Genomic DNA, 11,767 nt, shown 5'->3' on the forward strand with positions numbered 1-11,767 from the left:
CGAACTGGCTGCTCCCGTGGACTCGGTTGACGCTCTGCCGCCGATGTGGCGGGGCTTCAGTACCCTTGAATTCATGAGCACTCTTGAGCCCGAGCGCGGGACAGGTACGGGGACCCTCGTTGAGCCGACGCCGCAGACGTCGCACGGGGACGGCGATCACGAGCGCTACGCCCACTATGTCCAGAAGGACAAGATCATGGCGAGCGCCCTGGAGGGCACGCCGGTCGTCGCGCTCTGCGGGAAGGTCTGGGTGCCGGGCCGCGACCCGAAGAAGTACCCGGTCTGCCCCATGTGCAAGGAGATCTACGAGTCCATGGGCGCGGGCGGCGACAAGGACAAGGACGGCGGCAAGGGCGGCGGCAAGAAGTAGCCCCGCTTTTCCGGACGTTGGCCACGGCTTCGGTGTGCGCTTCGGCGTGCGCCGGAGCCGTACGCGTACGGCGGTGCGGTCCCGGCGCGGGCATGTGTGCGGCATATCTGTACGGCGCTGCGGCGTGGCAGGCTCGATCACATGACACCTGCGGATGTGATCCCGGCTCCCGTCACCCGGCGGAGCACCCCCGACTCCTTCGTCCTGGACGAGGCGACGGTCCTGGACGCGGGCCCCGGCACCGAGCGCACCGCCCGCTGGCTGCGGGCCACGCTCGGCGCGGCCACCGGTCTCGCCCTGGCGCCCGGCACCGAAGGACCCGCGCTGCGGCTGCGTATCGCGCCGCAGGAAGTGACCGGCGCCGAGGGCTACCGGCTCTCCGTCGGCGCCGACGGCATCACCGTCACCGGCGCTGACGCCGCCGGAGTGTTCTGGGCCGCCCAGACCCTGCGCCAGTTCCTCGGGCCCGACGCCTTCCGCAGGGCACCGCTGCGCGCGGACCAGGTGTGGACGGTGCCCGGCACCGTCATCGAAGACGCCCCCCGCTTCGGCTGGCGCGGGATGATGCTCGACGTGTCGCGGCACTTCATGCCCAAGGACGGCGTCCTGCGCTATCTCGACCTCCTGGCCGCGCACAAGCTGAACGTCTTCCACTTCCATCTCACCGACGACCAGGGCTGGCGCATCGAGATCAAACGCCACCCGAAGCTGACCGAGCAGGCCTCCTGGCGTTCGCGCACCAAGTACGGGCACCGCGCCTCGCCCCTGTGGGAGGACAAGCCGCACGGCGGCTACTACACACAGGACGACATCCGCGAGATCGTCGCGTACGCCGCCGAGCGGCACATCACCGTCGTCCCCGAAATCGACGTCCCCGGGCACTCGCAGGCCGCCATCGCCGCGTACCCGGAGCTCGGCAACACCGATGTCGTCGACACCGCCGCCCTCTCCGTCTGGGACACCTGGGGCGTCAACCCGAATGTGCTCGCCCCGACCGACACCGTCCTGCGCTTCTACGAAGGTGTCCTGGAGGAAGTCCTCGAACTCTTCCCCTCGGCCTTCGTGCACATCGGCGGCGACGAGTGTCCCAAGGACCAGTGGAAGCAGTCGCCCGCGGCCCAGGCCCGGATCGCGGAGCTCGGCCTGCACGGCGAGGACGAGCTGCAGTCCTGGTTCATCCGGCACTTCGACAGCTGGCTCGCCGGGCGCGGTCGGCGCCTGATCGGCTGGGACGAGATCCTGGAGGGCGGCCTCGCGCCCGGCGCGGCCGTCTCCTCCTGGCGCGGCTACGCGGGCGGCATCGCCGCCGCCAAGGCGGGGCACGACGTCGTCATGTGCCCCGAACAGCAGGTGTACTTGGATCACCGGCAGGACGGCGGGGCCGACGAGCCGGTGCCCATCGGATACGTCCGCACCCTTGAGGACGTCTACCGCTTCGAGCCCGTACCGCCGCAGCTCACCGCCGACGAGGCCCGCCATGTGCTCGGCACCCAGGCCAATGTGTGGACCGAGGTGATGGAGAACCAGGGGCGCGTCGACTATCAGGCCTTCCCGCGGCTCGTGGCCTTCGCCGAGGTCGCCTGGAGCGCCCTGCCGCCGGCCGCCGAGCGGGATTTCGCCGCCTTCGAGGCCCGAATGACCGCCCACTACGCGCGACTTGACGCCCTCGGCGTCGATTACCGGCCGCCCGGCGGGCCGTTGCCCTGGCAGCGGCGTCCGGGGGTGCTCGGACGCCCGATCGAGGGGTCGCCCCCAAACGTGTGAGGCGACCCGCAAGTCAGCGGTCCCGGGGGTGCGGCCCTGGGACTGTGGGTGGCCGCCAGGAAGAACTGCCACAAGGGTCACCGAAGAGTGGCAATGTGTACTGACCGGTGAGGACATGAGAAACCGGACTTTTGCGCAGGTCGAGGGAGGAACAGCTCCTAGCGGACCCCCGCGTCGGCAGGCCTGGAAGATGTGCCAGAGTTGCCACGTCCGGCCTGTGAGCACGTACCGTACGGCGCAGCAGGCACACCTTGGCTCACAGCTCAGGCTCACAGGCTCAAGGCTCGCTTGGCCGGTCATAGGGAAGGGGCAGCCGGTTTGACCACGCACGCACCGCACTCCTCGCAGGCGGCGCAGTCCGTGCACGCGGTGACGTTGCCTGCCACGCTCGACGAAGCAGTGGCGGCGCTCGCCGCCATGCCCGCCGCCGTTCCCGTCGCGGGCGGCACCGATCTCATGACCTCGGTCAACTCCGGTCTCCTTCGGCCCGCGGCCCTCGTCGGCCTCGGCCGGATCAGCGAGATCCGCGGCTGGCAGTACCAGGACGGACACGCGCTGCTCGGCGCGGGCCTCACCCACGCCCGTATGGGCCGCCCCGACTTCGCCGCCCTGATCCCCGCCCTCGCGGCCTCCGCCCGCGCCGCGGGACCGCCCACGATCCGTAACGCCGGGACGCTCGGCGGCAATATCGCCTCGGCCGCCCCGACCGGTGACACGCTGCCCGTACTGGCCGCCCTGGAAGCCACGTTGATCATCGCGGGCCCCCATGGCGTACGCCGCGAGGTCCCCGTCTCGCATCTCCTCGCGGGCATGGAGATGCTGGGCGCCGGCGAACTCATCGGCTTCGTGCGGGTGCCCCTCCTGCACGCTCCCCAGGTCTTCCTGAAGGCGACGGGACGCACCGGGCCCGGCCGCGCCACTTCCTCCGTCGCCCTGGTCCTCGACCCCGCGCGCCGCGGGGTGCGCTGTGCGGTCGGCGCCATCGCCCCGATGCCGCTGCGCCCTCTTGAGGCGGAGAACTGGGTGGCCTCGCTCATCGACTGGGACGCCGAGCGCGCCCTGGCCCCCGAAGCGCTGCACGCCTTCGGTGAGTACGTCGCCGCCGCCTGCATTCCCGACCAGGCCCCGGACGGCACTCAGGAGCAGCTGCCGCCGGCCGTACTGCACTTGCGGCGCACCGTCGCCGCGCTGGCCCGACGAGCACTGGGGAGGGCGCTGTCGTGAGCAACGACGACGACGCACGGGGGAACGCGGGCCACGGCGGCTGGCAGCCCACCCCACAGGGCGAGTACGACGCCGACGCCACGGCGTTCGTGCAGATCCCGGAGGGCTTCGGCCTCGCGGACTTCGAGGACGGCGCCTCACCGGGCGCTCCGCTGGCCGCCCCCGGCGGCTATGTGCCCCCGCAGATCGCCGTGACCGGCGGCGCCGCGACGGATCCCGCGGCGACGGGGACGTTCGTCATGCCGGCCATGGACGCGTCGGGGGCGCAGGACCGGGAACATGACCACGGGCACGGCGGCGGCGGTCAGGCAGTGCAGTGGCCCGAGCCGAACGCGCCGCAGCCGCCCGCGCCGGGGCCGCCGGACCCGGGCGCGACCGGGCAGTGGTCGTTCACGGAGGCGGCGGCGTACGGACAAGGGGCGCAGCCCTATGGACAGCAGTCCTACGAGCAGCAGCCCTATGAACAGGGAACGCCGCCCTACGAGCAGCAGCGCCACGAACAAGGGGCGCAGCCCTACGGCCCGTATGAGGGTGACTCGTACGAGGGTCGCGGGGCCGACGGATACGACGGATACGACGGCCGCGGGACCGACTCCTACGACGGTGGCGCGGCCGGGCACGGCTACCAGGACGCCAGCGCGCAGGCCAATGTGACCGGGCAGTGGTCCATCCCGCTCGCGGGGGGCGATCTCCCGGACGAATCGGGCGAGTTCACTCAGTCCGCGCTCATCGAGCAGTGGGGCGGCAACGCACCGGCGACGCTGCCGGGCGGCGCTCCCGCGCCGTGGGCGCAGCAGCAGGCCAAGGCCGCCGAGGCGCCGCCGGAGCCCGAGGCCGCGCCCGCGCCGGAGTCTGTGCCAGAGCCAGAGCCAGAGCCCGCGCCCGCGGTGGAGACGGAGGCGGCCGCGCCGTCCGCCGAGCAGCCCGAGGGTGAGCCGGAGGCTTCCTCCGAGGACGACGTACAGGCCGAGGCCCAGGCCGCACCTGAGAGCGAGCTCCAGGCCACCACCGAGAGTGAGCCGCAGCCCGCACCCGCGAGTGAGCCGCAGTCCGCCCCCGCGGCAGGGACCGTGGCGGAGAGTGCGGCAGGGACCGTGGCGGAGAGCGCCGCGGAGACCGCTGCACTGAGCGCTGCGGAACCCGGCGCCGAAGCCGTGACCGGAGCCGGAGTCGGCACCGTGACAGGAGCCGAAGCCGGTACCGGGGCCGGTACCGAAGTCGAAGCCGGTACCGGCACCGAAGCCGAGGCCGCCGGGGCGGAGACCTCCGCCGCCTTCCATGACGAACACCCCCTGGTCTCCTACGTCCTGCGGGTCAACGGCGCCGACCGGCCCGTCACCGACGCCTGGATCGGCGAGTCCCTGCTGTACGTGCTGCGGGAGCGCCTCGGCCTCGCGGGCGCCAAGGACGGCTGCTCCCAGGGCGAGTGCGGGGCGTGCGCGGTCCAGGTGGACGGCCGTCTCGTGGCGTCCTGCCTGGTGCCCGCGGCGACCGCGGCCGGCAGTGAGGTGCGTACGGTCGAGGGCCTGGCCACGGACGGACAGCCGTCCGACGTGCAGCGGGCCCTCGCGGCCGGCGGCGCGGTGCAGTGCGGCTTCTGCGTACCCGGCATGGCGATGACCGTGCACGATCTGCTCGAAGGCAACCCGGCCCCCAGCGAGCGCGAGACCCGGCAGGCGCTGTGCGGCAACCTGTGCCGCTGCTCCGGCTACCGGGGCGTACTGGACGCCGTGCAGGACGTGGTGGCCGAGCGCCGGGCGTCCGCGACGGCGGCCGACGGCAGCGGGGACGGGGCGGACGAGACGGCCCGTATCCCGCATCAGGCGGCACCGGGCGCCGGCGGTGTCAACCCGCAGCACTATCCGCAGGACGGAGGCCCGGCGTGAGCAACGAAACGGCCGCCATGGCGACCACCCCCGCCCCCTCCGCCCCGCAGCAGCCCCCGCACGGACTCGGCGCCTCGCTGCCGCCCCTGGACGCCGGTGCGAAGACGGAAGGCACCTTCCCCTACGCCGCGGACCTGTGGGCCGAGGGGCTGCTCTGGGCGGCGCTGCTCCGCTCCCCGCACCCGCATGCGCGGATCGTCTCGATCGACACCTCGCAGGCCGCCGCGATGCCGGGCGTACGCGCGGTCGTCACCGCCGCCGACGTCCCCGGCGACCAGGCGCACGGCCGCCGGGTCGCCGACCGGCCGGTCTTCGCGTCCGAGCTGGTCCGCCACCACGGCGAGCCGCTCGCGGCCGTGGCCGCCGACCACCCGGACACGGCCCGGATGGCGGCCGCCGCCATCGCCGTGGAGTACGAGGTCCTGGAGCCGGTCACCGACCCGGAGCAGGCCTTCGCCGCCGAACCCCTGCACCCCGACGGCAACTTGATCCGCCACATTCCGCTGCGCTACGGCGACCCGGAGGCGGCGGGCGAGGTCGTGGTCGAGGGCCTGTACCGCATCGGCCGCCAGGACCCCGCTCCCATCGGCGCCGAGGCGGGCCTCGCGGTGCCGCGCCCCGACGGCGGCGTGGAGCTGTATGTCGCGTCCACCGATCCGCATGCCGACCGCGATCTGGCCGCCGCCTGCTACGGCCTGGCGCAGGACCGCGTGAAGGTGGTGGTGACCGGCGTCCCCGGCGCGACCGCCGACCGTGAGGACCCGGGCTTCCAACTCCCGCTCGGGCTCCTGGCGTTGAAGACCGGCTGCCCGGTGAAGCTGACGGCGACCCGCGAGGAGTCCTTCCTCGGCCACGCGCACCGTCACCCCACGCTCCTTCGCTACCGCCACCACGCGGACGCGGAGGGCCGCCTGGTGAAGGTGGAGGCCCAGATCCTGCTCGACGCGGGCGCCTACGCGGACGCCTCGTCGGAGTCCCTGGCGGCGGCCGTGTCCTTCGCCTGCGGCCCGTATGTCGTCCCGCACGCCTTCATCGAGGGCTGGGCGGTACGCACCAACAACCCGCCGTCGGGGCATGTGCGCGGCGAGGGTGCGATGCAGGTCTGCGCGGCGTACGAGGCGCAGATGGACAAGCTGGCCGCGAAGCTGGGCGTCGACCCGGCCGAACTGCGGATGCGCAACGTGATGGCGACGGGTGACATCCTGCCCACAGGGCAGACGGTGACCTGCCCGGCCCCGGTGGCCGAACTCCTGCGCTCCGTAAGGGACTTCCCGCTTCCCGACCTGCCCAAGGACACCCCGGAGGAGGACTGGCTGCTCCCCGGCGGCCTGGAGGGCGCGGGCGAGCCCGGCGCGGTCCGCAGGGGCGTCGGCTACGCGCTCGGCATGGTGCACATGCTGGGCGCGGAGGGCGCGGACGAGGTCTCGACGGCGACGGTCAAGGTCCAGGACGGCGTCGCGACGGTGATCTGCGCGGCGGTCGACACGGGCCAGGGCTTCTCCACGCTCGCCCGGCAGATCGTCCAGGAGACCCTGGGTCTCGACGAGGTTCATGTGGCGTCGGTCGACACCGACCAGCCGCCCGCGGGCCCGGCCTGCCGCGGCCGGCACACCTGGGTCTCGGGTGGCGCCGTCGAACGCGCCGCGAAGATGGTCCGTACGCAGCTGCTGCAGCCGCTTGCGGCCAAGTTCGGGATGTCAACGGAACTGCTCCAGATCACCGACGGCAAGATCACGTCGTACGACGGCGTCCTGTCCACCACGGTCACGGAGGCGATGGACGGCAAGGAGCTGTGGGCCACGGCGCAGTGCCGCCCGCACCCCACGGAGCCGCTGGACGACACGGGCCAGGGCGACGCGTTCGTGGGCCTCGCCTTCTGCGCGATCCGCGCGGTGGTCGACGTGGATGTGGAGATCGGCTCGGTGCGTGTGGTGGAGCTGGCGGTGGCCCAGGACGTGGGCCGCGTCCTCAACCCGGCGCAGCTGACCGCCCGTATCGAGGCGGGCGTCACCCAGGGGGTCGGTGCGGCGCTGATGGAGAATCTGCGCACCTCGCGCGGTGTCGTCCGCCATCCCGACCTGACGGGGTACGCCCTGCCGACCGCCCTCGACGCCCCCGACATCCGCATCGTGAAGCTGGTCGAGGAACGCGACGTGGTCGCTCCCTTCGGCGCGAAGGCGGCCTCGGCGGTACCGGTGGTGACCTCACCGGCGGCGGTGGCGGCCGCGGTCCGCGCGGCCACGGGCCGCCCGGTGAACCGGCTGCCGATCCGGCCGCAGGCGGCTGTGGTGCAGGGCGGGGCTTGAGGGCCCGTAAGGCCCGTAAGGCCCGTAAAGGGTTTGCGGCAGAGGCCGCGCCCGGCGCTACGGTCTGGTTCATGACCCAAGATCCAGGCCTCCCCGTGTCCCGGGACCCCGGGCCCGCCGTCGTCCTGCTCACCGGAATCATGGCCTCCGGAAAGTCCACCGTCGCCCAGGCGCTCGCCGAGCGGCTGCCCCGGGCCGCGCATGTGCGCGGTGATGTGTTCCGGCGGATGGTCGTGTCGGGGCGGGCCGAGATGGCGCCGGGCGCGGAGGCGGAAGCCCTCGCCCAACTGCGCCTCCGCTACCGCCTTTCGGCGTCGACCGCCGACGCCTACGCGGACGCCGGGTTCACGGCCGTCGTGCAGGACGTCGTCATCGGTGAGGTGCTCAAGGAGTACGTCGCGGGGGTGCGGACCCGGCCGTTCTACGTCGTCGTGCTCGACCCCGACGCCGATGTGGTGGCGGCACGCGAGGCCGGCCGCGGGAAGACGGGCTACGGCGAGTGGTCCGTGGAGGCACTGCAGAGCGGACTCCGGCAGGAGACCCCACGGATCGGCCTCTGGCTGGACAGCTCGGAGCTGACGGTGGAGGAGACGGTGGACGCGCTCCTTGGACGGCTAGACGAGGCTCGGGTGGCGTGAGGCGTGAGGCGTGAGGCGTGCCGGAGTGAAGCGGTGAAGCGGGGCGCGAGGAGTGGCGGCTAGGGCGTCACTACGAAGGTGGCCAGGGCCTTGTCGAAGTGCCGCTTCTCCGTGGCCTGTTGCTGTGCCGGGGCCGAGATCCACAGGTCGTACATCTTGCCGCCCTCGTTCCAGCTCAGGTCGTACGTGTGCCGGGGGCCGCCGTCGTCGGCGCCGCCGTCCCAGGTGAACTCCCACAGCGCGGCGGGGTGGCCGTTGTGCGTGGTCTCGCGGACCGAGCCGCCGCGGTAGCCGGGATAGTCGTCGGGGCCGTCGCGGTGGGCCTGCCGCATCACCGCCAACGGGCCGTCGGGGTCCTGCTGTTGCGGGTGGACGCCGAGGCGGAACTCCTTGCCGGGGGAGTAGTAGTAGACGCGCGGCGCCTCGTAGGAACGGGTGAAGCCGGTCGGCACGGAGAGCTTGAAGCCGAGCGGGTCGACGACCGTGCGGTAGCCCGAGGGGGCGGGGTCCTTGTCGGGCGCGGTGGTGCCCGTACCCCCGTCGGGGCGCTGTGTGCGGCCGCCGTCACCCGATGGCTTCGAGGGCTCGGCGGGCTTCTTCTTGCCGCCGCCGCCCGACCTGCTCGCGGACGGTTCCGGGACCCGCCCGCCCTCCGGGCCCTGCGGGGTCTGTGTGCCGTCGCCCGCGTCCTCCACCCGGCCCGCCGACTGAGAGTCGGTGCCGCCGTCGTCCCGGGTCGCGTACCAGACGCCGAACCCGGTGCCGCCCGCGGCGATCACGGCCGCCAGGATGCCGCTCACCAGGGCGGTCCGCATCCGGCGCCGGGGGCCGTGGGGCGGACCCGGCAGGGTGGGGGACACCACCGGTTCCGGTGCGGGGGACGGCACTTGGGACGGGGTGGAGCGGTGGGTGTGCGGGGCCGGCGGGGTGGCCCGCGGGTCCTGGGGCGTGGTCGCCGCGTACGCCGCCTCGTCCTCCACCAGCGCCCGAAGGAGCTTCTCCGTCTCGTCGAGACCGAGCCGCCGCCCCAAGTCCCTTTCCAGGAGCCCGCGTACGACCGGAGCCAGCGGGCCCGCCGCCTCCGGGACGCGGACGTCGTCGATGACCACGGCGTGCAGCACTCCCGCCACCGAATCGCGGTGGAAGGGGGATTCGCCGTCCACCGCCGCGCAGAGCAGCACGCCGAGCGACCACAGATCGGACTCGGGGCCCGTGCGGGTGCCCGACATCCGCTCGGGCGCGGTGTACTCGGGCGAGCCGACGAACGCGCCGGTCTCGGTGAGCGTCGTCTGGCCCGCCACTTGTGCGATGCCGAAGTCGGAGAGGACCACGCGGCCGGTGCGCGCTTCGAGCAGGACGTTGGCGGGCTTCAGGTCACGGTGCTGGACGCCCGAGGCGTGTGCGGCACGCAGGGCGTCGAGCAGGGCGAGCCCGATCCGGGCGGCAGCGGCGGGGGAGAGGGGGCCGTCGAGTGCGATGCGGTCGGCGAGGGAGCGGCCGTCGATCAGCTCCATCACGATCCAGGGCTGCGCCCCGTGCTCCACGATGTCGTGCAGGACCATGATGTTGGGGTGCCGGACCTGGGCCACGGTGCGCGCCTCGCGTAGCGTACGCTCGCGCTGCAACTCGGCGTCCATGTACGACAGTTCGTCGTCCACGTGGAGTTCCTTGACCGCCACGGCACGGCCGAGCAGCTCGTCCTGGGCGCGCCAGACCGTGCCCATGCCGCCGCGGCCGAGCCGCGTCGCGATGCGGTAGCGCCCCGCTATGAGATCCCCCGTGCTTGCCATGCGCACATCATGCCGCACGGCCCTGTTCAGTCCGGGTCGAAGGTATCCCGGCCGGGAGGCGACGATTCGGGGCGAGACGGGCGAAGTGCCGCCCTCATTCAATCGAGATGCCGTCCCCTCCCTGATGGATGCAGACTGAAATGGCATGCAAGTGCAGAGGAAGCGCAGGCCGGAAGGGGCGGGAGGGCTCTATGCATACCGAAGGTGGAGATGCTGTGGAAGATGCGCCGGTGTCGACACGGGCGTCGGCGGCGGGCACTGAGGGGCGGCAGCGGTTGGCGCCGCAGTCACAGCCGCAGCCCCAGCCGCAGTCGCTGCCACAGCAGCCGCCGCTCCCGCAGGAGCCCGTGGTCATCCGTGGCGACGGACTGGTGCTGCGGGAGTGGACCGAGGCGGACCCGCCCCGTATGTCCGAGCTCTTCGACGATCCCGCCGTCGCCCACTTCACCCCGCTCGTCAGCCCCTTCGACCTGGCCGCGGCCCGCGCGTACCTGGACAGGCTGCGCGCCGCCCGCGCCGCCGGCACCCGGCTGCAGCTCGCCGTCACCACCGACGGCGAGACCCCGCTCGGCGAAGTCCTGATCGGCGCACTCGGCGCCGAACGGCCGGTCGGTGCCCCGACGTTGGGCTATGCGATCGGCCCCGCGCACCGCGGCCTCGGCCTGGCCCTGCGCGCCACCCGCCTTCTGACCGCGTACGCCCATGACGAACTCGGCCTGCCGCGCGTCTGCCTGCAGATCGACCGCGAGAACGCGGCCAGCATCAAGGTCGCCCGCGCGGCCGGGTACCGGCTCGTCGAAGACGCCGAGGCGGAGCGAGTCACGGAGAAGGGCCGCCGGCTCGTTCTGCACACCTGGGAGCACTTCGCCGGGGACCGATGAGTTCGGGGCCGCCGGCCGGTCTGCATACCAGGACCGGCACTGGCGCCGGAACGACACAGAGGAGACCCTCATGAGCACCCAGCAGAAGATCACCCCCTGCCTCTGGTACGACGGCCAGGCGGAGGAGGCGGCGGCGTTCTACACCTCGCTCTTCAAGGACTCCCGCATCACCGAGGTGCAGCGGTACGGCAAGGAGGGCCCGGGCACCCCCGGCAGCCCGATGCTGGTCGTCTTCGAGCTCGCGGGCCAGACCTACACCGCCCTCAACGGCGGCCCCCAGTTCAACTTCACCGAGGCCATCTCGCTCTCCGTCGACTGCGAGGACCAGGCCGAGGTCGACGAACTCTGGGCCAAGCTCAGTGAGGGCGGCGAGGAAGGCCCCTGCGGCTGGCTGAAGGACAAGTACGGCCTGTCCTGGCAGATCATCCCCAGGGCCCTCCCCGAACTCCTCGCCGACCCCGACCCCGAGAAGGCGGGACGCGTCATGAAGGCGATGCTCGGCATGGGCAAGATCGACGTCCAGGGACTGCGGGACGCGTACGACAACAAGTGACCCGGTAACTCAGCGAGTTGGTGACTCAGCGATTTGGTAACTCAGCGAGTCGGCAACTCAGCGAGTCGGTGGGCAAGCAAGCACGTGAGCCCTGGAGGCCGTGGCGGGAATCGAACCCGCGTAACTCGCTTTGCAGGCGAGCCCCTCAACCACTCGGGCACACGGCCGTGTTCGGTGGGTGTGACCCGACCGTAGGCCGGGCCGGACGTGGCGCTCAAGGGATCGGGCGCGCCTGCAACGCGACTGCCATACGGCGTTCACGGGCGAGGCGGGGGTGAGGCGAGGCTGGGCAGGGCGGGGTGAGGCGGAGTGAGGCGGAGTGAGACGGGCGTGGTCGTGGGCGTACGACCAAGGG

The 11,767-nt window shown here is 72.7% G+C and carries 9 protein-coding genes and 1 tRNA gene; 8 read left to right on the forward strand and 2 right to left on the reverse strand.

The window, feature by feature from the left end; all coding sequences use genetic code 11:
• Positions 1-73 precede the first annotated feature (73 nt).
• From ACFQVC_RS37230 to ACFQVC_RS37255, 6 genes are all read left to right on the forward strand, one after another.
• Positions 74-370 carry a DUF3039 domain-containing protein gene (locus tag ACFQVC_RS37230; RefSeq protein WP_381839250.1) on the forward strand — a complete coding sequence of 99 codons (297 nt, stop codon included), beginning with the start codon at positions 74-76 and terminating at the stop codon, positions 368-370.
• A 141-nt stretch (positions 371-511) separates the two neighbouring features.
• Positions 512-2,134, forward strand: a complete 1,623-nt coding sequence (locus tag ACFQVC_RS37235) for a beta-N-acetylhexosaminidase (protein ID WP_381839253.1) — start codon at positions 512-514, stop codon at positions 2,132-2,134.
• Positions 2,135-2,452: 318 nt separating this feature from the next.
• Positions 2,453-3,358 (forward strand): FAD binding domain-containing protein, encoded by a 906-nt coding sequence (locus tag ACFQVC_RS37240; RefSeq protein WP_381839256.1) that lies wholly within the window; start codon positions 2,453-2,455, stop codon positions 3,356-3,358.
• Complete coding sequence (locus ACFQVC_RS37245) at positions 3,355-5,244, forward strand: (2Fe-2S)-binding protein (protein ID WP_381839259.1); 1,890 nt, start codon at positions 3,355-3,357, stop codon at positions 5,242-5,244. Before ACFQVC_RS37240 ends, ACFQVC_RS37245 begins: the two co-directional genes overlap by 4 nt.
• Complete coding sequence (locus ACFQVC_RS37250) at positions 5,241-7,550, forward strand: xanthine dehydrogenase family protein molybdopterin-binding subunit (RefSeq protein WP_381839262.1); 2,310 nt, start codon at positions 5,241-5,243, stop codon at positions 7,548-7,550. The genes ACFQVC_RS37245 and ACFQVC_RS37250 overlap by 4 nt, the downstream gene beginning before the upstream one ends.
• Positions 7,551-7,621: 71 nt before the next feature.
• Positions 7,622-8,188: an AAA family ATPase gene (locus ACFQVC_RS37255; RefSeq protein WP_381839265.1), complete on the forward strand. Its 567-nt coding sequence runs from the start codon at positions 7,622-7,624 to the stop codon at positions 8,186-8,188.
• Positions 8,189-8,247: 59 nt separating this feature from the next.
• Here the strand turns inward: ACFQVC_RS37255 and ACFQVC_RS37260 are convergent, their stop codons facing one another.
• Positions 8,248-9,978 (reverse strand): serine/threonine-protein kinase, encoded by a 1,731-nt coding sequence (locus ACFQVC_RS37260; RefSeq protein WP_381839268.1) that lies wholly within the window; start codon positions 9,976-9,978, stop codon positions 8,248-8,250.
• A 230-nt stretch (positions 9,979-10,208) separates the two neighbouring features.
• Here ACFQVC_RS37260 and ACFQVC_RS37265 point away from each other — a divergent pair, with 230 nt between their 5' ends.
• Together ACFQVC_RS37265 and ACFQVC_RS37270 are read left to right on the forward strand one after the other, a co-directional pair.
• A complete protein-coding gene (locus ACFQVC_RS37265) occupies positions 10,209-10,859 on the forward strand; it encodes a GNAT family N-acetyltransferase (RefSeq protein ID WP_381839271.1) in 651 nt (216 codons plus the stop codon).
• Between the two features lie 70 nt (positions 10,860-10,929).
• Positions 10,930-11,412, forward strand: a complete 483-nt coding sequence (locus ACFQVC_RS37270; protein ID WP_381839274.1) for a VOC family protein — start codon at positions 10,930-10,932, stop codon at positions 11,410-11,412.
• A gap of 92 nt (positions 11,413-11,504) precedes the next feature.
• Here ACFQVC_RS37270 and ACFQVC_RS37275 read toward each other — a convergent pair.
• Positions 11,505-11,579: transfer RNA gene (locus ACFQVC_RS37275), tRNA-Cys, on the reverse strand.
• Between the last annotated feature and the right edge of the window lie 188 nt (positions 11,580-11,767).

The organism is Streptomyces monticola (assembly GCF_042665355.1).
GTDB classification, from domain to species: Bacteria; Actinomycetota; Actinomycetes; order Streptomycetales; family Streptomycetaceae; genus Streptomyces; species Streptomyces monticola.